Origin of the sequence: Acidovorax sp. NB1 (genome assembly GCF_005405905.1) — a bacterium.
GTDB lineage: Bacteria > Pseudomonadota > Gammaproteobacteria > Burkholderiales > Burkholderiaceae_C > Acidovorax.
Genome location: NZ_BJHU01000059.1, coordinates 56,350 through 78,282, shown reverse-complemented (window position 1 = coordinate 78,282; position 21,933 = coordinate 56,350). Strand labels below are relative to the sequence as shown.

Annotated in this window: 19 protein-coding genes and 1 pseudogene; 9 read left to right on the top strand and 11 right to left on the bottom strand. The window is 66.6% G+C overall.

Annotated elements, in window-relative coordinates:
- Positions 1–8: 8 nt before the first annotated feature.
- Genes AvAM_RS25040 through AvAM_RS25015 form a run of 6 tightly spaced genes read right to left on the bottom strand, consistent with a single transcriptional unit; the run spans position 9 to position 5,991 of the window.
- Positions 9–1,460 (bottom strand): aldehyde dehydrogenase, encoded by a 1,452-nt coding sequence (locus AvAM_RS25040; protein ID WP_110959883.1) that lies wholly within the window; start codon positions 1,458–1,460, stop codon positions 9–11.
- 49 nt (positions 1,461–1,509) lie between these two features.
- Complete coding sequence (locus tag AvAM_RS25035; protein WP_137749615.1) at positions 1,510–2,220, bottom strand: ABC transporter ATP-binding protein; 711 nt, start codon at positions 2,218–2,220, stop codon at positions 1,510–1,512.
- On the bottom strand, positions 2,217–2,978 hold the full coding sequence (locus tag AvAM_RS25030; protein WP_137749614.1) for an ABC transporter ATP-binding protein: 762 nt from the start codon (positions 2,976–2,978) through the stop codon (positions 2,217–2,219). Before AvAM_RS25030 ends, AvAM_RS25035 begins: the two co-directional genes overlap by 4 nt.
- The gene (locus AvAM_RS25025; RefSeq protein WP_137749613.1) at positions 2,971–3,903 is read right to left on the bottom strand and encodes a branched-chain amino acid ABC transporter permease; all 933 of its coding nucleotides are present in this window, start codon (positions 3,901–3,903) and stop codon (positions 2,971–2,973) included. Before AvAM_RS25025 ends, AvAM_RS25030 begins: the two co-directional genes overlap by 8 nt.
- Positions 3,900–4,778, bottom strand: a complete 879-nt coding sequence (locus AvAM_RS25020; protein ID WP_137749612.1) for a branched-chain amino acid ABC transporter permease — start codon at positions 4,776–4,778, stop codon at positions 3,900–3,902. Before AvAM_RS25020 ends, AvAM_RS25025 begins: the two co-directional genes overlap by 4 nt.
- A gap of 4 nt (positions 4,779–4,782) precedes the next feature.
- Entirely contained in the window at positions 4,783–5,991 is a 1,209-nt protein-coding gene (locus tag AvAM_RS25015; protein WP_137749611.1) for an amino acid ABC transporter substrate-binding protein, read from the bottom strand.
- Positions 5,992–6,211: 220 nt separating this feature from the next.
- On the opposite strand from AvAM_RS25015, the gene AvAM_RS25010 reads away from it, so the two are divergent.
- Together AvAM_RS25010 and AvAM_RS26000 are read left to right on the top strand one after the other, a co-directional pair.
- A complete protein-coding gene (locus AvAM_RS25010) occupies positions 6,212–7,186 on the top strand; it encodes a helix-turn-helix domain-containing protein (RefSeq protein ID WP_137749610.1) in 975 nt (324 codons plus the stop codon).
- Positions 7,183–7,324, top strand: a pseudogene (locus tag AvAM_RS26000) (ABC transporter permease); the annotation flags it as partial. The gene AvAM_RS25010 and the pseudogene AvAM_RS26000, both read left to right, overlap by 4 nt.
- An 82-nt stretch (positions 7,325–7,406) precedes the next feature.
- Here the strand turns inward: AvAM_RS26000 and AvAM_RS25000 are convergent.
- Complete coding sequence (locus AvAM_RS25000) at positions 7,407–7,796, bottom strand: Hsp20/alpha crystallin family protein (RefSeq protein ID WP_137749609.1); 390 nt, start codon at positions 7,794–7,796, stop codon at positions 7,407–7,409.
- Positions 7,797–7,889: 93 nt separating this feature from the next.
- Here AvAM_RS25000 and AvAM_RS24995 point away from each other — a divergent pair, with 93 nt between their 5' ends.
- Positions 7,890–9,236, top strand: a complete 1,347-nt coding sequence (locus AvAM_RS24995) for a branched-chain amino acid ABC transporter substrate-binding protein (RefSeq protein ID WP_137749608.1) — start codon at positions 7,890–7,892, stop codon at positions 9,234–9,236.
- A gap of 49 nt (positions 9,237–9,285) precedes the next feature.
- On the opposite strand, the gene mltB is transcribed toward AvAM_RS24995, so the two are convergent.
- The 4 genes from mltB to AvAM_RS24975 all read right to left on the bottom strand — a co-directional run bounded on the left by mltB (position 9,286) and on the right by AvAM_RS24975 (position 14,768).
- Positions 9,286–10,368 carry a lytic murein transglycosylase B gene (mltB, locus tag AvAM_RS24990; protein ID WP_137749607.1) on the bottom strand — a complete coding sequence of 361 codons (1,083 nt, stop codon included), beginning with the start codon at positions 10,366–10,368 and terminating at the stop codon, positions 9,286–9,288.
- Between the two features lie 8 nt (positions 10,369–10,376).
- Positions 10,377–12,425 carry a DUF3488 and transglutaminase-like domain-containing protein gene (locus AvAM_RS24985; protein ID WP_137749606.1) on the bottom strand — a complete coding sequence of 683 codons (2,049 nt, stop codon included), beginning with the start codon at positions 12,423–12,425 and terminating at the stop codon, positions 10,377–10,379.
- Between the two features lie 377 nt (positions 12,426–12,802).
- A complete protein-coding gene (locus AvAM_RS24980) occupies positions 12,803–13,828 on the bottom strand; it encodes a DUF58 domain-containing protein (RefSeq protein ID WP_137749670.1) in 1,026 nt (341 codons plus the stop codon).
- A gap of 19 nt (positions 13,829–13,847) precedes the next feature.
- Positions 13,848–14,768 (bottom strand): MoxR family ATPase, encoded by a 921-nt coding sequence (locus AvAM_RS24975; protein WP_137749605.1) that lies wholly within the window; start codon positions 14,766–14,768, stop codon positions 13,848–13,850.
- Positions 14,769–14,810: 42 nt separating this feature from the next.
- Here AvAM_RS24975 and AvAM_RS24970 point away from each other — a divergent pair, with 42 nt between their 5' ends.
- From AvAM_RS24970 to AvAM_RS24945, 6 genes are all read left to right on the top strand, one after another.
- The gene (locus AvAM_RS24970) at positions 14,811–15,764 is read left to right on the top strand and encodes a histone deacetylase family protein (RefSeq protein WP_171012398.1); all 954 of its coding nucleotides are present in this window, start codon (positions 14,811–14,813) and stop codon (positions 15,762–15,764) included.
- Positions 15,765–15,924: 160 nt separating this feature from the next.
- A complete protein-coding gene (locus tag AvAM_RS24965) occupies positions 15,925–16,716 on the top strand; it encodes an enoyl-CoA hydratase (protein ID WP_137749604.1) in 792 nt (263 codons plus the stop codon).
- A gap of 11 nt (positions 16,717–16,727) precedes the next feature.
- Positions 16,728–18,041, top strand: a complete 1,314-nt coding sequence (locus AvAM_RS24960) for a mechanosensitive ion channel family protein (protein ID WP_137749603.1) — start codon at positions 16,728–16,730, stop codon at positions 18,039–18,041.
- A gap of 216 nt (positions 18,042–18,257) precedes the next feature.
- The gene (locus tag AvAM_RS24955) at positions 18,258–19,007 is read left to right on the top strand and encodes an electron transfer flavoprotein subunit beta/FixA family protein (protein WP_137749602.1); all 750 of its coding nucleotides are present in this window, start codon (positions 18,258–18,260) and stop codon (positions 19,005–19,007) included.
- Positions 19,008–19,940: an electron transfer flavoprotein subunit alpha/FixB family protein gene (locus tag AvAM_RS24950; protein WP_137749601.1), complete on the top strand. Its 933-nt coding sequence runs from the start codon at positions 19,008–19,010 to the stop codon at positions 19,938–19,940.
- 83 nt (positions 19,941–20,023) lie between these two features.
- On the top strand, positions 20,024–21,814 hold the full coding sequence (locus AvAM_RS24945) for an acyl-CoA dehydrogenase (RefSeq protein ID WP_137749600.1): 1,791 nt from the start codon (positions 20,024–20,026) through the stop codon (positions 21,812–21,814).
- Positions 21,815–21,933: the final 119 nt, after the last annotated feature.

Genomic DNA, 21,933 nt, shown 5'->3' with positions numbered 1-21,933 from the left:
TTTGATTGTCAGAAGGGGTAGTGGCGCGGCGTGGTCTGCACCGTGATCCAGCGCAGTTCGGTGAATTCACGCACCCCGGCCATGCCGCCAAAGCGGCCATAGCCCGAGCTCTTCACGCCCCCAAACGGCATCTGGCCTTCGTCATGCACCGTGGGGCCGTTGACGTGGCAGATGCCCGACTCGATGCGCGCCGCCACGTTCCAGGCCTTGGCCACGTCGCGGCTGAACACGGCAGACGACAGGCCGAACTCGTTGTCGTTAGCGCAGGCAATGGCTTCTTCCACACCGTTCACGCGCACCACGGGCTTGACGGGGCCGAACGATTCTTCGCGGTAGATGTCCATCGCGGCCGTCACGTGGTCCAGCACCGTGGCCTGCATGAGTGTGCTGTCGCTCTTGCCGCCGCAGACCAGCTTGGCGCCCTTGGCCAGTGCGTCGTCGATGAGGGCGTTGCAGCGGTGCACCGTGGCCATGTCCACCACCGAACCCAGCACCACCGGGCCCTTGCGCGGGTCGCCCAGGGGCAGGGCCTTGGCGCGCTCGCCCAACTTGGCCACGAATTCGTCGGCTACGGCGTTGTCCACGATGATGCGTTCGGTGGACATGCAGATCTGGCCCGAGTTGGCAAACGCGCCAAACACGGTGCCCGCCACGGCGGCGTCGATGTCGGCGTCATCCAGCACCAGAAGCGGCGCCTTGCCGCCCAGCTCCAGCACCACGGGTTTGAGGTACTTGGCGCAGGTCTGCGCAATGATGCGGCCTACCTTGGTGGAGCCGGTGAAGTTGATGCGGCGCACTGCCGGGTGGGCCACGATGGCTTCGACCACAGCACCAGCGTCGGCGGGTGCGTTGGTCACAAAGTTCACCACGCCAGCGGGCAAACCGGCCTCCTGCAGGGCTTCGATTATGAGGCCATGGGTGGCGGGGCACAACTCCGACCCCTTCAGGATCACCGTGTTGCCGCAGGCCAGGGGTGTGGCGATGGCGCGCACGCCGAGAATGACGGGGGCGTTCCACGGCGCAATGCCCAGCACCACGCCCGCTGCCTGGCGCACGCCCATGGCCAGGCTGCCGGGCACGTCGGAGGGGATCACTTCACCGGCGATCTGTGTGGTCAGCGCGGCGGCCTCCTGCAGCAGGCCAGCAGCCAGGTGCACGTTGAAGCCCGCCCACATGCCAGATGCACCGGTCTCCGCCGCCATGGCAACCGCAAAGTCGGCCGTGCGGGCCTCCAGCGCGTGCGCGGCCTTGAGCAGCAGCGCACGGCGTGCGTTGGGCCCAAGGGCGGACCATGCCGGGAAGGCCTTGGCGGCTGCGTCGGCAGCGGCCTTGGCATCGGCCACGCTGGCGGCAGGGGCGGTGGTGGCGACCGATCCGTCGAGCGGGTTGCGGCGCTCGAACGTGGCGCCGCCGGTGGCTTGCACTCGCTCGCCGTTGATCAGCATGGAAATGGCAGTCATGGATGAAAGCTCCTGAAGAAGAACAGATGAAAGAAGGGGGGTAGGGGGTTCAGGCGACGCCGAGATAGGCCTGGCGCACCACATCGGATTGCAGCAGATCCAGCGCATTGCCGGACGCCACGATGCGCCCGCGCTCCAGCACATAGCCGCGCTGCGCAATCTGCAGTGCCTTGCGCACGTTCTGCTCGACCATCAGCACCGTCACGCCCTGCGCGGCAATGCGCTGCACGATGGCGAGCAGTTCATCGACCATGCGCGGTGCCAGGCCCAGCGAGGGTTCGTCCAGCATCAACAGGCGCGGGCCGCTCATCATCGCGCGGGCCACGGCCACCATCTGCTGCTCGCCGCCGCTCATGGTGCCCGCCAGTTGCTGCGCACGCTCCTTGAGGCGGGGAAAGTCTTCAAAGGCCTGCTGCAGACGCTCGCCCCGCACCCGCGATGGCACCAGCCAGCCACCCAGTTCCAGGTTTTCGGTCACCGTCATCTGCGGGAAGAGCTGGCGGCCCTCGGCCACTAACGCCAGGCCACGTTGCACGCACGCCGTGGCGTTCACGGCAGGCACGGACTGACCGTCCAGCTGCACGGTGCCCGTGCGCGGCAGCAGCCCGGCCAGCGCCTTGAGCAGTGTGGTCTTGCCCGCGCCGTTGGGGCCAACGATCACGGTGATGCCGGGCGCGGCCTCCAGTGTCAGGTCTTGCAGCACCTGAAAGCCGTGGTAGCCGGTCGTCAGGTTCTGCACTTGCAGGTGTGCGCCGCTCATGCCGTGGCTCCTTGTTCTTTGCTGCTGGCCATTTCGTCACCCAAATAGGCTTCGATCACCTGCGGGTCGCGCACCACCTCGGCGGGCGTGCCGTCGGCAATCTTGCGGCCCTGGTGCAGCACCAGCACGCGCTCCACGTACTTGAGCAGGGTCGTCACTGCATGTTCGATCCACACCACCGTCAGGCCATAGTCGTCGCGCAGGCGGCGTATGCGCTGGGCCATGGCGTCCACTTCGGATTCGGTCAGGCCCGCGGCCACCTCGTCGAGCAGCAGCAGGCGCGGGCGAGTGCCCAGGGCCATGCCGATCTCCAGCAGGCGCTGCTGCGACGGCGTCACATCGGCGGCGGGGCGGTCGGCCAGGTGGGCCAGGCCCAGCATGGCCAGGATCTCGCCTTCGCTGCGCAGGCCCTCCGGCCCCTGGCGGTGGCGGCCTGCGAACTGCATGCCAAAGCGCACGTTGTCGCGCACTGTCATGTCAGGAAACACGCGCGGCGTCTGGAAGGTGCGCGAAATGCCGTGGGCCGCATAGTGGTGCGGGCCCTTGCCGGTCAGGTTGTCGGTGCCGCTCACCAGCGTGCCTGACGTGGGCGGCTGCACGCCCGAGATGGCGTTGAAGAACGTGGTCTTGCCCGCGCCGTTGGGGCCGATGATGCCGATCAGCTCGCCCTTGTGCAGTGTGGCGCTCACGCCGTCCACGGCCGTGAGGCCGCCAAAGCGCACGGTCACGGCGTCGATGGTCAACAGGGCTTCAGCCATGGTGTGCCTCCACCGCAGGCTTGCGCCTCTGCCACAGCGTGGCCAGGCCATTGGGCAGGTACATCACGCACAAGATCAGCAGCAGGCCCAGCACCATCATGTAGCCGTAGGGCAGCTGCAGGCGCAGTGTTTCGGCCAGCAGGCTGAACACGATGGCCGCCAGGATGGGGCCGCCGATGCTGGTGGCGCCGCCAATCAATGCGATCAATACCGTCTGGAAGCCAATGAATGGGCTGAACACAGCCGCGGGCTCGATGTACGTCCAGCGCACCGCCATGGCCGCGCCCACGGCGCCCGCAAAAGCGGCCGTGATGCCAAACCCCAAGATCTTCGCCAGCCGTGTGTCCACGCCGAGCGTCTGTGCGCGTTGCTCATCCGCACCGATGCCCGACAGCGCCAGGCCAAACCGGCTGCGCTGGATGGCAATGGATGCCGCGATGGCCGTGGCCGCGATCAGCAGCACGGTGAGGTACACGGTTTCGTTGCTGGGCACCACCGTCAGCACGCGGCCGACCGTGCCAGACACCTGCTTTTCGACAAAGGTCACGGCATGGCGGATCAGCTCGGTCATGCCGAATGTGAGCACGGCAAAGTAGGTGCCGCGCAGGTGTAGCACGGCGGCACCCATCACCACGGCAACGGCTGTGGCAATCAGTGCGCCGCTCAAAATCACCAGCGGCCAGGGCAGTACCGCCAGCAGCGTGGCGCTGGTGTAGGCGCCGATCCCAAAGAAGGCTGACGTGGCCAGCGACAGGTAGCGTGTGGCGCCGCAGAACAGCGACCAGCTGGTGGCCAGCGCGATGTACATCAGGCAGCTGAGCAGCACGGAGGCCATGAACTCGGACACCAGCCAGGGCAGGGTGGCGACCACCGCCACCCCCGCAGCCAGCGCCAGCCAGGGCTTGTTGGAATGTAGGGAAGTCATTTTTTCGAGAAGAGTCCGTTGGGGCGCCAGATCAGTACGCCGATGAACACGGCGTAGCTCAGCAGCATCTTGAGAGACGGGCTGCTGAAATGCATGCCCAAGGCTTCCACTACGCCCAGCAGTAGCCCGCCAGCCAGGCTGCCCGCCAAGCTGCCAAAGCCACCCAGCGTGATGACGATGAGCGCAGTGACGGTATACGGCTCGCCCATCGACGGGGAGATTTCATACGTCATGGACAGCAGCGAGCCCGCCACGCCCGACAGGCCCAAGCCGATGCCGAACATCATCGGGTGCAGGCGCCGGGTGTTGATGCCCACCAGCTGCGCGCCGGTGGGTGACTGCATGAGCGCCCGCACCGCCTTGCCCAGCAGTGTGAGCTTGAGCAGCGCGATCAGCCCGGCCGACAGCGCCAGTGCCACGCCAAACAGCACCAGCTTGTTCTCGGTAAAGCGCATGCCCGCGATTTGCACCGGATCGGCCAGGTATTCATACCCGCGCAGGTCGCCGCCCCAGATCAAGAGGGCGGTGTTTTGCACCAGGAACATCAGGCCAAAGCCCACCATCAGGCTGCGCGCCTCGAACACGTCCACGTTGGGCGCGCGGGCGGCCAGGCGCTTGAAGCACAGCGCATGCACCACCACGCCCAGCACAAACAGCGCGATGAAAGCCAGCGGCATCAGCAGCAGCGGCGAGATGCCCCACAGGCTGTGCGCCGACCAGGTGAGGAAGGCGCCGAGCATCAGGAACTCGCCATGCGAGATGTTCATGATGCGCATCAGCCCGTACTGCAGGTTCAGGCCCATGGCCACCAGCGCGTAGATGCCGCCGGTAATGAGGCCACTGGCGACCAGTTCGGCCCAGGAAGTCAAAGACACAGTGTTATTTCCAGGCTGGTTTCGCGGTGTTCAACTGCGCCGTGGCGCGGTCCTTGGGCCACACGACTTCGAAGTCGCTGCCCTGCCACTGGCTCACGGTGCCGGGGATGGACGCGTTCTCGCTGCCCTGGAAGCGGATGCCGCCCAGGATGGTCTTGAACTCGTTCTTGGCGATGTGCTCGCGCAGGGCCTTGCGGTCCAGGCCCGCCTTTTCCACGGCCTGCTGCAGGATTTGCAGGCCCGCCCAGGCGTGGCCGCTGGCCCAGCGGTCGGGCTCCTTGTTGAACTTCTTCACATGGGCGTCGAAGTAGGCTTTGGCCTCGGGACTGGTCTTCACGCTCCACGAGCCCATGCCGATCACGCCCTCGGTGTTGGCCTGCATCACGTTCTTGTAGAGCTGGAAGGCTGTGCCCACCGACGCGTAGAAGAACTTGGGGTTCAGGCCCACCTCGCGCGCCTGGCGGCTGGCCAGGATGGTGTCGGGCGGGTAGGTGATGCCGATGAAGGCGTCGGGGTTCTGGTCCTTGATGCCGCGCAGCACGGGGGCCAAGTCCTTCACGCCCAGCGGGTAGCTCTTGCGCTCCAGCACCTGGATGCTGGTCTTCTTGAGCGCGTTGTTCAGCGCGGCAAAGTTTTCGAGGCCAAACAGGTCGTCCATGTAGACGATGGCAATGGTCTTGACGTTGTTGGCCACCAGCATGTCCACCAGCGCGCCCATCATCTTGTCGGGCTGCTGCAGCAGCGAGAAGAAGTAGGGCAGGTTCATGTCGATCAGCTTGCGCGACAGCGCCGTGGGTGCCAGCAGCGGGTAGCCAAAGCGGTTGGCCAGCGGCGCAATGGCAAAGTTGGCGCCCGAACCCCAGGGCGGCAGGATCAGGTCCACCTTGTCGCTGCCCATGAGCTTTTCGTAGGTGCGCACGCAGGTTTCGGTCTCGCTGCGGTCGTCGTAGCCGATGAGTTCGATAGGGCGCTTGGTGCCCTTCACGCTCAGGCCGCCCGCTGCGTTCACCTGTTCGGCCCACAGCAAGTAGTTGGGCTCCTGGCTCACCTGGGCACCGGCCGCCCAGGGGCCCGTGCGGGCAATGGCGTAGCCGATGCGAACAGGTGCCGCGCTGCTGCCCTGTGCCCACAACTGGGGCGCCACGGCTAGGGTGCCGACCGTGGCGGCTGCGCCTTTGATCCACCGGCGCTTGGAGGGTTGGTGTGCTGTCATTGTGTGTCTCCTCGGATGGGGCCTGCGTGGTGCACGCCGTGCCAGGAATCGTAGGGAGACGGGCATCAGCGCGCTGCGCTGAGCGTGCACAAAACGCTTGCCTCAGCGTGCAGATGGCAGCGGGTTTACCCGGATTTCCCTCGGTGGCACGGGGTAACGGGGCGTCCGATAATTCGGCCGCATAACCATCAGGTTTGCGCAACCCCGCATTGGAGACACCATGGCCCATCCCTTGACCGAGGTATCCACCGACGCTGTGCCCGCGCGCGACCGCCTGCACCTGTGGGGCGATGCCGTGTGGCGCCTCATTGGCGGGCTGGAGTCCGACGCCTTTGGCGACGAGGCTTTTGCGGGCCACATCACTTCAGGCCAGGCGGGCTATGTGAACCTGTGCCAGCTGAACGTGAGCCGCCACCGCGTGGTGCGTACCCCCAGCCTTATCCGGGGCAGCGACCGGGCCTACATCAAGGTGGTGGCGCAGCTGGAAGGGCGTGCCTGCTTCGAGCAGAACGGCCGCCAGGTGTGGCTGTCGCCGGGGGAGTGGAGCGTGTACGACACCACCCGCGCCTACGCGGTGAGCAACCCCGAGGCCGTGCGGCAGATGGTGCTGATGATTCCCAAGGAACAGCTGCCTGAGCGCAAGCTCAAGCTTGACGACCTCATGGTGCAGCGCTTTTCGGGCACCAGTGGTGTGTCGCGTCTGGCATGGGACACCATGCGTGCCGCCTTCTCTGAGCTTCCCACCATGTCCGACGCCGCTGCCGATGGCGTGGCCGATGTGATCACGCACCTGGTGCAGCTGTCGCTGCTGGAGCGCAATGGTCAGCAAAGTGCGCTGTCGCAGCGCGAGGCCCTGCGCGACCGCATCGTCCAGTACATCGACCGCCACCTGGGCGACCCCGACCTCACCATCGATCGCATGGCCCAGGCGCTCAATTGCAGCAAGCGGCACCTGTACAACGCGGTGGCTGATGATGAGGAAACCCTGGCCGCCATGATCCAGCGCCGCCGTCTGGAGGCCTGCCTGCGCGACCTGCAGCACCCGGCCCATGCGCAGCGTTCGGTCACGGACATTGCGCTGTCCTGGGGCTTCAGCAACAGCGCGCATTTCAGCCGGGCGTTCCGTGCGCATGTGGGGTGCAGCCCCAGCGAGTACCGGGTGCGGGCTGGCCTGGGCGGTGCGCTGGCGCACTGAGGGGCGTGCCGTACTTGTTCAACCTAGGGTAGCCTGCTGTCGTTCCTGTTTTCGGCCGGGATTGGTGTGGTGTTTGGCTACTTTCCGGCGCGGCGCGCGGCGCGCATGGACCCCATCGATGCGCTGCGGCATGAGTGAGCCTGAGGCAGGCGGTCATTTCAGCAAAGAAAAAGGCCCTTACCGCGCGCGGTACGGGCCTTTTTTGCTATCAATCTGGTAGTTATTGGATCGTGAGCGTGGTGGCCTTGCTGGCAGGTTCCACCTTGGCCAGGGTCAGCGTCAGCACGCCGTTTTCGAGCTTGGCGCTGCTGTGGGCGGCATCGATGTCGGCGGCCAGCTCCCAGGCGCGCTGCACTTGGCGCGGGGCGCCTTCCACACTCTGCAGGCGCACCACATTGCCTTCGATGCTGATCGAGAGCTGCTCGCGGGCCAGGCCGGGCACGTCCAGCTGCAAGGTGGTGGCCTTGTCGTCCTGCGTGACGGTGCAGCCTGCGGAACCGGCTGCAGCGGGCTCTGCCAGCGCGCCCATCAGAAAACGCTGCAGCGCGAGGTCGGCAGAACGGGGGGCCTGGGCGTAGGCGGCGCGGCGGATCACAGGGGCGAAGATCATGGGTAACTCCTATAAACTGCGCGGCTCTCGACGTGGTCGCCGCATGCCAAGAATTTGTGTACGCCCGCGTCGCTTTTCAAGGGAAAAAGTGGCATGAATAAATTGCAAGCCGTGGGCTTGAAATCGGGCGCAGCAGCATTACGTCACACCGCTTGGGCCGCTGCTTTGGCAGTGGCGGGCGCCATGGCCCCCGTGTCCGCCAGCTGGGCGCAAGCCCCGGCGCCAGCCGCCGCAGCCAGCCAGGCCCGGCCCGTCAAGGTGGCCCTCATCGAAAGCCTGTCGGGTGCGTTCTCCAACACGGGCGAGGCGGTCTACCGCAACGTGTACTGGGCGATGGAGCGCGTGAACGCGCGCGGCGGCGTGCAGCTGCCCGCCAGCAGCGGCGGCCCCCGCCCACTCGTGTTGGAGCGCTATGACAGCAAGGGCCAGAACGAAGAAGCGTTGTCGGCACTGCGCGCTGCCATCGACGATGGCGCGCAGGTCATCCTGCAGGGCAATTCGTCGGCTACGGCGGCAGTGCTGATCGAGGCCATCAACAAGCACAACGAGCGCGAGCCGAACAAGCGTGTGCTGTTCCTCAACTACTCGGCGGTGGACCCCATCCTTACCAACGAGAAGTGCAGCTTCTGGCACTTCCGCTTCGATGCCCATGCCGACATGCGCATGGCCGCGCTGATGGACGTGATGCGCGAGGACAAAAACCTCAAGAGCGTCTACCTCATCGGCCAGGACTACAGCTTTGGCCAGGCCGTGCTGCGCGAGGCCAGGAAGCAGTTGACTGCGCAGCGCCCCGATGTGGCCGTGGTGGGGGAAGAGCTGCACCCCATCGGTCGCGTGAAGGACTTCGCGCCCTATGCCGTGAAGATCAAGACCAGCGGCGCGCAGGCCGTGGTCACTGGCAACTGGGGCAACGACCTGACCCTGCTGGTCAAGGCCGCACGCGAGGTGGGTTACGAAGGCAGCTTCTACACCTTCTACGGCAATGCGCTGGGGGCACCGGCTGCAATGGGTGACGCCGGCATCGGCAAGGTGGTGGCTGTGGCCGACTGGCTGCCCAATGTGCCAGGCGCGCAGAGCGAGGCGTTCTATCAGTCCTTCCGCGCGCGCTTCCCCAAGCCGCAGGACGACTACGTGCATATGCGCATGCAGCTCATGGTCGAGGCGCTGGCCCAGTCCATCGAGCGCGCGGGCAGCACCGACACGCTGGCCATCGCGCGGCAGATGGAGAACGCCAACGTGCAGCTCTCCGGCCAGGGCGGCAGCATGCGTGCGGCGGACCACCAGTTCCAGCAGGCGCTGGTGGTGGGCGTGATGGACAAGAAGGGCGCACCCGGCGTGAAGTTCGACGTGGAAGGCTCGGGCTACGGCTTCCGCGTGGTGCGGCAGATCCCCGCCGCCAAGGCGCAGCAGCCGCACAGCTGCACCATGCAACGGCCCTGACGGGCACTATTGGGGTGGCAGTGCTGTAGCGCAGCCGTCCTCTTGCCCCTCACTGTGCCGGGTTGCGCGCTGCGGCCACCTCGCGCCCCAGCTCGATCACCGCCATTGCGTAGTAGCTGGACCAGTTGTAGCGCGTGATGGCATAGAAGTTTTCGGTGCCTGCCACGTAGCTGGGCGCATCGCTGCCGTTTTGCAGTTCTACCAGCGCCAGCGGGCCGGTGTGCTGTGCGCCTGCGGCGTCGAGCACGGCGCCCTTGGCCAGCATGCTGGCTGCGCTGAAGGTGGGCAGGATGTCGGGGGCGAGCAGCTCGTCCAGCTGCAGGCGTGCGGTGTCGAATTGCACGCCAAAGTGCGTGGGCATGCCGGGCGTCCAGCCGTGGCCCCGGAAATAGTTGGCCACCGAGCCGATCGCGTCGGCCGGGCTGTTGAACAGGTCCACGCGGCCGTCGCCGTCGAAGTCGATCGCATAGCGCACCCAGCTCGATGGCATGAACTGGCCCAGGCCCATGGCTCCGGCGTAGCTGCCGCGCGGCTCGAAGGGGTCGGTGTTGCTGCGGTTGGTGAAGCTCAAGAACTGCTCCAGCTCGCGGCGGAAGAAGTCGGCGCGCTCCTGGGCACGCGGGTGGGCTGCAGGGAAGTCGAACGCCAGCGTGGCCAGCGCGTCCATCACGCGGAAGTTGCCCATCTGTTGGCCGTAGATGGTCTCCACGCCGATGATGCCCACGATGGTTTCGGCGGGCACGCCGTATTCGCGCTCGGCGCGCTCCAGCGCCGCCTGGTTCTGCTGCCAGAAGCGCACGCCCGCACGGATGCGGATCGGCTCGACAAAGCGGCTGCGGTACACGCGCCAGTTCTTGGCCGTGCCCTTGGCGGGCGGCAGCATGAGCTTGGGCACCTGGGGCAGGAACTGTGCCTGGCCAATTGCCTGGCGCACCCATTCGCGGTCCAGGTTGCGGCGTGCGGCAAGGTCGTCGGCAAACTGCAGGGCCTCGGGGCGCGAGGCGTAGAACACCGCAGGCTGCCTGGCGCTGGTGTTTTTTGAGGGTTTTTCGGGCTTCGCGCCTGCTGGTATTGCGCAAGCAGCTATCAATAGCGTAGCAATGAGGGCAATCGATCGGTGGGTCTTCGGCATGTCCGGGGTCAAGGTTTGGGGGCTGGGGGCCAAGGCATGGTGCGGAACTCACGCCGCAAATCGTTCAGGGCGGTGTCGGGCTGGGGCGCGTAGCGCAGGCGCTCCAGGCGCAGCAGCCAGTCGGCCACCGCCGCAGCGGGCGCGCCGAATTGTGCCTGCACCCGCTCGGCCATGGCGCGGGGGGGCAGGGTGGGCGGCAGCACCAGCCCGGCGCGGGCCAGGCGTTGGCGCGCGCGGGCCAGCAGGCGCAGCCAGGGGTCGTGCTGGCTGCGTTCCCACAGGCTCCAGGCCATGCCGCCCAGGGCCGCGAAGATGACCAGGAAGCCCAGCACCATGGTCAGGTCCTGCCAGCTGGGGGCTTCAAAGCCCAGTGCCTTGAGCAGGTCGAGCTGGCGGCTTTGGGTGTAGTTGAGCACCCACTGGTTCCAGCTGTTGTTCACGGCCTCCCACACGGCGCGCACGCTCTGGGCCAGGCCGGGGCTGAGGACGGTGCCCACGGCCGCTGCCAGCGCGCCTTGCGGGGCGCGCAGCCGTTCGAAGGCGCCGGTGCGCCCGGGGGCCACGGCGCCCGTGGGGTCCACCCGCACCCAGCCGCGCCCGGCCAACCAGACTTCGGCCCAGGCATGGGCATCGCTCTGGCGCACCGTCCAGAGGCCGTCCACGGGGTTGCGGTCGCCGCCCTGGTAGCCGGTCACGATGCGGGCCGGGATGTCGAGTGCGCGCATCAGCACCACAAAGGACGAGGCGATGTGTTCGCAGAACCCTTCTTTGCGGTCGAACCAGAATTCGTCGGCCGTGTGCTGGCCGTACACGCCGGGCTCCAGCGTGTAGGTGTAGCCGCCGGTGCGCAGGCGGGCCAGCGCGGCATTGACCAGGGCCTCGGCGTTGTCCTGGCTGGGGTTGGGGGCGATCTGCGGGTCATTGCGCATTTGCTGGGCCAGCGCCAGCGTACGGGGGTTGAAGCCTGCGGGCAGCTCGGTGTAGGCGCGCAGGCTGCGGGTGGGGGCGCTGGTGCCATGGCTGAACTGGGGGTAGCTCTCGGCCTTGTAGCGCACCACGGCGGTGATGGGGCGGTTGGTGAGCCACTGCAGGTCCTGCGTCATCAGCGTGTCCATGCCGGAGACGGCGGGCTTGTTCACGGCTGCATCCATCAGCAGCAGCCAGGGGCGCTGGTGGGCTTCCAGGGTGACTTCGTAGCGCACGGGCTCGCCGCGCACCTGCAGGTTGGCGGCGGTGCCGGGGCTCGACTGCAGGATGTCGCCGCCGCGTGTGCCCAGTGGGTGCCACTCGACGCCGTCGAAAGCACCGAATACCGGCCCGCGAAAGTACAGCTCGTTTTGCGGCGGCGCGGCGCCGTTGGGGGTGTCAAAGCGCACCCGCATGGCCACGCTGTCGTCCAGCGCCAGTTCGGCGATGTTGCCCACCTTCATGACACCCGACAGCCCGCTGCGCCCGGCCATGGTGTCGCTGGGCATGCCCCACAGCGGCGCCATGCGCGGAAACAGCATGAACAGCGCGGCCATGATGGGCGCGCCCAGCAGCGCCATGGTGCCTGCGGTGCGCAGTGTGAGCGCCAGCGGCGGCCGGCCCACGGGCATGTGCGCGTTGACCACAGCCGCCAGCAGCCCCAGCAGCGCCACCAGCATGGCGGCGGCGGTGAACAGCGACTGCGAGAAGAAGAAGTTGCTGAGCATCGTGAAGAAGCCCAGGAAGAACACCACCATCGCATCGCGCCGCGCGCGCAGCTCCAGCATCTTGAGCGCCAGCAGCATCACGATCAGCGTCACGCCCGCGTCGCGGCCCAGGATGGTGCGGTGTGTGTACAGCGTGCCACCCACGGCCAGGATCAGCGGAATGGCCAGCACCCAGCGTGTGGGCAGGGGCCGCCCCTTCCAGGCCAGCCAGCCGCGCCACAGCAGCAGGCTGCCCGCGAGCAGGCTGGCCCAGACGGGCAACACGTTGACCTGCGGCGCGATCACCCAGGCGATCACACACAACAGGAACAGCGTGTCGCGGGCGTCGCGGGGCAGGGCGTGGAGGGTTTGGCGCAGGGTCATGGTTGTGGGGATGGTCCCAGGCACGATGCCATTTGTTTGCTATTGAATTGGTAGCTATAAAGGCAATGTGGTCGCGCGCAGGAGGCTGTTTTGATTGTGTTTTTTATCAGTGCTTCACTGTCTGTCATTTCCGCTCCCCACTGCGCTGCGCTTCACCTGCAGCCTACGAAACTGGCGCGACCCAGCGCCAGAGCAGCCAAGCAAGGGCCGCCCCGCAGCGAGGGCTGCGTCCCCCTGCCCGCAGCGCGCAGCGCTGCGAGAGCGGGGGCTGAGCGCCGCGGCTCCAAGCCTGCCTGCGCAGGCTTGGACGGCAGCGAAGAGCGGCCGACTCTGGCGGACGCCCCGAGACTTGCAGCCGCTCAGGGGGGTGTTCCCTATCAACACAGTGCCAGTGCCTCCAGGCAACGTCTGCGGTGGGCGGCCCCGGTGTCGGGGGCGATTTCGGCGCCGGGCAGGCGCAGGCCGTAGTCCAGGCCCAGCCGGTCGGCCTGCAGCACCCAGGCCGTCAGGCGTGAGACGCGGGCTTCGTGGTCGGGCAGGGCGGCACGGGCCAGGTCCAGCCACAGCTCATGGCGCTGGGCCTGCTGGGCGTCGCGGCTCACCAGGTCGTCGGTGCCGGTGGCCAGCGACTTGGCGGCCTTTTTCCACACCACCAGCTTGAGCGGGTCGCCACGCCGGTAGGCCCGCACGCCGTCGAACTCGCCAATGCCCTGCGACGGCGCGCTGCCCGTGCCACCCGCACGGGGCTCCCCGGGGGGCAGCGGGGGCGCGGGCACCTCGGGCGCGGGGTAGACCAGCACCTCGGAAGCCGGGCGCCAGTACGTCCAGACGCGGAAAGTGCCGAGCGGGAAGCGTGTTTCTGCCGTGAGCGTGGGCACGCGGTGCAGGCCCCGGCGCGTGGGGCGGAAGGCCACCTGCACACTGGCCTGCCCCTGGGCGGGCACGTCGGTCCAGGCCCAGTGGTGCTCGGCCTTGCCCGTGCCATGCACCGACAGCGCAATGCCGTAGCGCGGCGACTTGCGTTCGCTCGACAGCTGCAACTCAAACGCCGTGCTCGTGCCCATGAACTGGGGCTCGGGCGCCTTCAGGTGCAGCGTCAGGCCCCGCAGGTTGGCGTGGCAGATGTGCATGCCCGCAGCCGCACTGCCTGCTAGCAAAAAGGTGAGCAGGTAGCCCAGGTTGAGCTGGTAGTTGATGGACGCCACCAGCAAAACGACCAGTGTCAGCGCCAGCATCCAGCCCGAGCTGGTGGGCAGGATGTAGACATTGCGCTGGGTGAGCAGCAGGGTGTCGTTCAGCGGCAGGCGCGCCTGCCACCACTGCTGGAAGCGCTTGCGAAAGGGCGCCAGCGGGCTCAGCCGGGCGAGGGCGGTACGCCAGGGGGCGGGGGCAGCCGGGTCCATGGGAATCGCCACGGTTTTCTCAGGGCAGGGGGACAGCGTCCACCATGGCGCGCACCTGTTCCACCGCGCCGCGCCCGGCGTCGCCCACGGGCACCAGGCGGTGCGCGATGGTTTGCGGCAACACGGCCTGCACGTCGTCGGGCGCCACATAGTCGCGCCCGCTGATAAGAGCCTGGGCCTTGGCGGCGCGCAGCATGGCAATGCCCGCGCGGGGCGACAGGCCTTGCAGAAACCAGCGGCCCGAGCGGGTGGCGGCGATCAGGTCCTGCACGTAGTTGAGCAGCGGCTCGGCCGTGTGCACGGCCTGCACCTGGCGCTGCAGCTCGGTCAGTTCGTCTGCCGACAGCAGGGGCAGCAGGCTGCTCACCATGTCGCGCCGGTCGGAGCCCGACAGCAGCAGGCGCTCGGCCGCGCGGTCGGGGTAGCCGATGGAGATGCGCATGAGGAAGCGGTCCAGCTGCGACTCGGGCAGCGCAAAGGTGCCCAGCTGGTCGTGCGGGTTCTGGGTGGCGATCACGAAGAAGGGGTGGGGCAGTGCGCGGGTTTCGCCCTCCACCGACACCTGCTTTTCCTCCATGGCTTCGAGCAGTGCGCTTTGCGTCTTGGGGCTGGCGCGGTTGATTTCGTCGGCCAGCAGCACCTGGGCAAAGACCGGGCCGGGGTGGAACACAAAGGCCTCCTTGCCGCGCTCGTACACCGACACGCCGGTCAGGTCGCTGGGCATCAGGTCGGCGGTGAACTGCACGCGCGAAAACTGCAGGCCAAAGGTGTGCGACAGGGCATGTGCCAACGTGGTCTTGCCCACTCCAGGCACGTCTTCGATGAGCAAGTGCCCCCCCGCCAGCAGGCAGGCCACGCAGTCCTGCACCTGGGCCTGTTTGCCCACAATCACCGTGTTAAGCTGGTCCAGAAGCGATTTGATCTTGTGCTGTGCATTCATGGCGCGACGTTATCCTAAAAAATTGAGACACGGGGATTGACTGTGAGCAAGACGGGCTATTTCACCCACCGGGATTGTTGGAAGCACGAGATGGGCCCGGGGCACCCCGAATGTCCTGAACGGCTCGATGCCATCGAAGACCGTTTGCTGATCACCGGCGTGGCCGATGCACTGGAGCGCTACGAGGCGCCCGAAGCCTCGCTGGCCGACATCGAGCTGGCCCACGGCCGCATGCACGTTGCGGCGCTGCGGGGCCTGTCCGACCGGCTCAATGAAGAGCTGATGGCCGGTGGCCCGAACTACGCGCAGATCGACACCGATACCTCCATCAACGCCCACACCTGGAAGGCCTCGCTGCGCGCTGCCGGTGCAGCCCTGGCCGCCACCGACGCCGTGATGGCGGGCGAGGTCGAAAACGCGTTCTGCTCGGTGCGGCCCCCGGGCCACCACGCCTGCCGCGACAAGGCCATGGGGTTCTGCTTTTTCAATAACGTGGCCGTGGCCGCCAAATATGCGCTGCAGCGCTACAACCTGCAGCGTGTGGCCGTCGTGGACTTTGATGTGCACCACGGCAACGGCACCGAAGACATCCTGGCGGGCGACCCGCGTGCGCTGATGGTCAGCATCTTCCAGCACCCGTTCTACCCCTACAGTGGCGACCAGGACCCGGCACCCAACATGGTCAACGTGCCCGTGCCTGCTTACACGCGCGGCATGGATATCCGGGAGATCATCGAAATGATGTGGATGCCCCGGCTGGAGGCCTTCAAACCCGAGATGATTTTTGTGAGCGCAGGCTTTGACGGCCACCGCGAGGACGACATGGGCCAGTTGGGCCTGACCGAGCAGGACTACGCCTGGATCACCCAGCGCGTGAAGGATGTGGCCCGCCGCTATGCCAAGGGCCGTATCGTGTCCTGCCTGGAAGGCGGCTACGTGATGGGGCCGCTGGCGCGCAGTGTGGAGAGCCACCTGCGCGTCCTCGCGGATTTGTGACTATCCCCCTGAGCGGCTTCGCCGCTTCCCCCTTCTCTGGCATCACTGCGCGATGCGGAAGGGGGACGCCACCCGTGCGGCGGGGCGGCCCTTGCACGGTGGCCCCCGCCTGGACAGTGCCAGTTTCAGCCGGCGTGTGAATGGCTGACAGGAGCAAGATATGACGACAACGAATTTTGATGATGTGCTGCAGACCACCCGCGACGCCCGTGGCGTGGTCACCCTGACCCTGAACGACCCCACCCGCTTCAACGCGCTGGGCAGCGAGATGCTCGCGGCGCTGCAGCAGGCGCTGGACGGGGCGGGGCGTGACGAATCGGTGCGGGTGGTGGTGCTGGCGGCTGCGGGCAAGGCGTTTTGTGCGGGCCACAACCTCAAGGACATGGCGGCCCATCCCGATCTGGCGTACTACCAAAAGCTGTTTGCCCAGTGCAGCCGCATGATGCTGACCATCCACAAGCTCAGCGTGCCCGTGATCGCGCGTGTGCAGGGCATGGCCACGGCGGCAGGGTGCCAGCTGGTGGCGCAGTGCGACTTGGCCGTGGCGGCCGACGCGGCCAGCTTTGCCACCAGCGGCATCCACTACGGCCTGTTCTGCGCCACGCCCAGCGTGCCGTTGGTGCGCAACGTGCCTGCCAAGCGGGCGATGGAGATGCTGCTGACGGGTGACTTCATCGACGCCCCCACGGCGCTGGCGCAGGGGCTGGTGAACCGGGTGGTGCCCGCCGATGCGCTGGATGCCGAGGTTGAAAAGCTGGTGCTGTCCATCCTGCAAAAGCCGCGCGTGGCCGTGGCCATGGGCAAGGCGCTGGTGTACCAGCAGCGCGAGCTGGGCATCGATGCCGCCTACCAGCTGGCAGGCCAGGCCATGGCCACCAACATGATGGATGAGGCCGCGCAGGAAGGCGCACGCGCCTTTGCCGAAAAACGCCAGCCCGGCTGGAAGCGCTGAGGGCCGGGGCGATGGACAAACCGATGCTGGACGATGTGGGCCTGTGGGCGCAGGCCTTTTTGAGCCCGACGGTGCTGGTGGAGCTGGCGGCCCTGGCGGGCTGCGTGGCGCTGGCCTGGGCGCTGGTGGCGCTGCTGCAGCGGGGGCTGCAACGGGGCGACCCGCGCTCCATCCTGTTTGGCGTTCGGATCGTGGATGGAGCGCTGTTCCCGCTGCTGCTGCTGGGCCTGGCCTATGTGGCGCGCACCGTGCTGCACCACTGGGTGCCGCTGGCAGCCTTCAAGGTGGCGATCCCGGTGCTGGTGGCGCTGGTGGTGATACGGATCGGCGTGAAGGTGCTGCAGGTGGCGTATCCCGATGCCGCCTGGGTGCGGCCCATCGAGCGGTCGATTTCCTGGCTGGCGTGGCTGGGCATGGTGCTCTGGGTCACGGGGCTCCTGCCGCTGGTGCTGGAGGAGCTGGACCAGATCCACTGGAAGGTGGGGGGCGCCACGCTGTCGGTGCGCACCATGATCGAAGGGGCCGTGACGGCGGGCGCCGTGCTGCTCATTGCCTTGTGGATTTCCGCCGCCATCGAGTCGCGCCTGCTGCGTTCGGCCACCGGGGCCGAGTTGTCGCTGCGCAAGGCTGTGAGCAATGCCTTGCGGGCGCTGCTGGTGTTTGTCGGGCTGATGATGGCCTTGTCAGCCGTGGGCATCGACCTGACGGCGCTGTCCGTGCTGGGCGGTGCTGTGGGTGTGGGCATTGGTTTTGGCCTGCAGAAGCTTGCCTCCAACTATGTGAGCGGCTTTGTCATCTTGGCCGAGCGCAGCATGCGCATTGGAGACAACGTGCGCGTGGACAACTTCGAAGGCCGCATCACCAACATCAATGCCCGCTACACCGTGGTGCGCTCGTCCACGGGCCGCGAATCCATCGTACCCAACGAGATGCTGATCACCCAGCGGGTGGAGAACCTCTCGCTGGCCGACCCCCGCGTGTGGCTTTCCACCGTGGTGAGCGTGGCATATGAAAGCGATGTGGACCTGGTCACCCGCCTGCTGGGCGAGGCGGCCCTGGCCAGCAGCCGGGTGCTGCGCGATCCCGCGCCCAGTGTGGCCTTGTCGGCGTTTGGCGCCGACGGGCTGGAGTTCACCGTGGGCTTCTGGATTGCGGACCCCGAGAATGGCGCTCTGGGCCTGCGCTCGGAGATCAACCGCGCCATCCTGAGCGCCTTGCGCGCCCACCAGATCGAAATCCCGTACCCCCAGCGGGTCATGCATGTGCAGGTCGATGGAGGGTTGGCGGCGGCGATGTCGCCTCCCGCATCGGCTCCTGCGAAGTGAGGTTTGCCTGTGGTCCCGGTGCAAGGTACCGCAGGCGACAACAAACACTGGACAGCCGCCCGGCGCACTCGCCTATAATCGACAAAAAGCACGATCGTTCTTTTTTCTGATCGTGAAGTCTCTGTCCCTGTCCTGTAGCACTTTCGTTGCAGTGCGGCATAGAATGTTCCAGTTTACGTAAACGTCAATTCAACCAACTCTCTAGGAGCCGCAGCAATGAAGGTCTTGGTCCCTGTCAAGCGCGTGGTGGACTACAACGTGAAGGTCCGCGTAAAGTCGGACAACACGGGTGTGGACATCGCCAACGTGAAGATGAGCATGAACCCCTTTGACGAAATCGCCGTCGAAGAGGCCGTGCGCCTGAAAGAAAAAGGCCTGGTGACCGAAGTCATCGCAGTCTCCTGCGGCGTCGCCCAATGCCAGGAAACCCTGCGCACCGCCATGGCCATTGGCGCCGACCGCGCCATCCTGGTCGAGACCGACGTCGAACTGCAGCCCCTGGCCGTGGCCAAGCTCTTGAAGGCCCTGGTGGACAAGGAACAGCCCCAGCTCGTGATCCTGGGCAAGCAGGCCATTGACGACGACGCCAACCAGACCGGCCAGATGCTGGCCGCCCTGGCTGACCTGCCCCAGGCCACCAACGCCAGCAAGGTGGACCTGGCTGCCGACAAGGTCAACGTGACCCGTGAAATCGACGGCGGCCTGGAAACCCTGGCCCTGTCGCTGCCCGCCGTCATCACCACCGACCTGCGCCTGAACGAGCCCCGCTACGTCACCTTGCCCAACATCATGAAGGCCAAGAAGAAGCAGCTGGACACCGTCAAGCCTGAAGACCTCGGCGTCGATGTGACACCCCGTCTGAAGACCTTGTCCGTGAACGAACCCGCCAAGCGCGGCGCGGGCGTGAAGGTGGCCGACGTGGCCGCCCTGGTCGAGAAACTCAAGAACGAAGCGAAGGTGATCTAAATGTCGGTACTCGTTATTGCTGAACACGACAACGCGTCCATCAAGGGCGCGACCCTGAACACCGTCACGGCCGCTGTGGCCTGCGGTGGCGACGTGCATGTGCTGGTGGCTGGCCACAACGCAGGCGCTGCCGCCGCCGCTGCTGGCCAGATCGCTGGTGTGAGCAAGGTCATCCACGCGGACGCTGCGGGCCTGGCCCACGGCCTGGCCGAAAACGTGGCTGCCCAAGTGCTGAGTATTGCCAGCAACTACAGCCACATCCTGTTCCCCGCCACCGCCAGCGGCAAGAACATTGCCCCCCGCGTGGCCGCCAAACTGGACGTGGCCCAGATCAGCGACATCACCAAGGTGGTGAGCGCCGACACCTTCGAGCGACCCATCTACGCGGGCAACGCCATCGCCACCGTGCAAAGCGCTGACGCTGTGAAGGTCATTACCGTGCGCACCACGGGCTTTGACGCCGCAGCCGCCACCGGTGGCAGCGCCGCCGTTGAAACCGCTGCTGCCGCTGCCGATGCTGGCAAGAGCAGCTACGTGGGCAGCGAGATCGCCAAGAGCGACCGCCCCGAACTCACCGCCGCCAAGATCATCGTCTCCGGTGGCCGTGCGCTGGGCAGCAAGGAAAAGTTCGACGAAGTCATCACCCCCCTGGCCGACAAGCTGGGCGCAGCCATCGGCGCATCGCGTGCCGCAGTGGACGCGGGCTACGCGCCGAACGACCTGCAAGTGGGCCAGACCGGCAAGATCGTGGCACCGCAGCTGTACATCGCGGCCGGTATCTCGGGCGCCATCCAGCATCTGGCTGGCATGAAGGACTCCAAGGTGATCGTGGCGATCAACAAGGACCCCGAAGCCCCGATCTTCAGCGTGGCCGACTACGGCCTGGAAGCCGACCTGTTCACGGCCGTGCCGGAACTGGTGAAGGCGCTGTAAGGCGCTCTGGCCCACCAGCCGCCACAAAAGGCATCGCTTGCGATGCCTTTTTTTTGACGATTTTTGCTTTCTCGGAGACTTCAATGAGCTACACCGCCCCCGTCAAGGACATGCTGTTCGGCATCGAGCACCTGGCCAACATCGAACAGATTGCGCAGATCCCCGGCTTTGAAGACGCGGGCCTCGACACGGCCGCCGCCGTGCTGGAAGAGTGTGCCAAGTTCAATGAAGGGGTGCTGTCACCGCTCAACTGGGAAGGCGACAAGAACCCGTCGAGCTGGAAAGACGGCGTGGTCACCACCACGCCCGGCTTCAAGGATGCGTTCCGCCAGTACGGCGAAGGCGGCTGGCAAGGCCTGCAGCACCCGGCCGACTTCGGCGGCCAGGGCCTGCCCAAGACAATCGGTGCGGCCTGCATCGAGATGACCAACAGCGCCAACATGAGCTTTGCGCTGTGCCCGCTGCTCACCGACGGTGCCATCGAGGCGCTGCTCACGGCGGGCAGCGACGAGCTCAAGGCCACCTACCTCGAAAAGCTGGTGACCGGCGAGTGGACCGGCACCATGAACCTGACCGAACCCCAGGCGGGCTCCGACCTGGCCCTGGTGCGCACGCGCGCCGAACCGCAGCCCGACGGCAGCTACAAGGTCTTTGGCACCAAGATTTTCATCACCTACGGCGAGCACGACATGGCCGCCAACATCGTGCACCTGGTGCTGGCCCGCGTGGCGGGCGCACCCGAAGGCGTGAAGGGCATCAGCCTGTTTGTGGTGCCCAAGTTCCTGGTCAACAAGGATGGCACGCTAGGCGCGCGCAACGACGCGCACTGCGTGAGCATCGAACACAAGCTGGGCATCAAGGCATCGCCCACGGCCGTGCTCCAGTTTGGCGACCACGGCGGTGCCGTGGGCTACCTGGTGGGCGAGGAAAACCGTGGCCTTGAATACATGTTCATCATGATGAACGCCGCGCGCTACGCCGTGGGCATGCAGGGCATCGCGATTGCCGAGCGCGCCTACCAGAAGGCCGTGCAGTACGCCAAAGACCGCGTGCAAAGCCGCCCCGTGGACGGCAGCATTGCGGCCAGCGCGCCCATCATTCACCACCCGGATGTGAAGCGCATGCTCATGACCATGCGCGGCTACACCGAAGGCTGCCGCGCCATGGCCACCGTGGCTGCCGCCGCGTTCGACGCCGCGCACCACCACCCTGATGCCGACACGCGCAAGCAGAACCAGGCCTTCTACGAATTCATGGTGCCGCTGGTCAAGGGCTACAGCACCGAGATGAGCCAGGAAGTCACCAGCCTGGGCGTGCAGGTGCATGGCGGCATGGGCTTCATCGAAGAGACGGGCGCCGCGCAGTACTACCGCGACGCCAAGATCCTGACCATCTACGAAGGCACCACCGCCATCCAGGCCAACGACCTCGTGGGCCGCAAGACGGCGCGTGACGGCGGCCAGGTGGCCAAGGGCATCGCTGCGCAGATCGAGAAGACCGAAGCAGACCTGCTGGCCAGCGGCACGCCCGCAGCCCTGGCCGTGGCCAAGCGCCTGACGGCGGCGCGCGAGGCGCTGCTCGACGTGATCGACTTCGTGGCCGGCGGCACCAAGGCCCAGCCCAATGCCGTGTTCGCGGGCAGCGTGCCCTACCTGATGCTCGCGGGCAACGTGGTGGCGGGCTGGCAGCTGGCGCGCAGCCTGCTGGTGGCGCAGGACCTGTTGCACAAGGGACAGGACCAAGCCTTCATGCGCGCAAAAATCACCACGGCGCAGTTCTACGCCGACCACATCCTGGTGAAGGCCCCCGGCCTGCGCGACAGCATTGTGGACGGCGCGGCCAGTGTGACCGAGCTGGCACTCGACGCCTTCTGAGGCGCGGTGAGCGAGCTGTGAGGAGACGCATTCCTGCAGTGCAGGAGTGCTATAAAAATCATAGCTGCTAGCGCATGACCATCAGGCGGTAGCAGCCAATTTCATCCTAATCTTTTGTT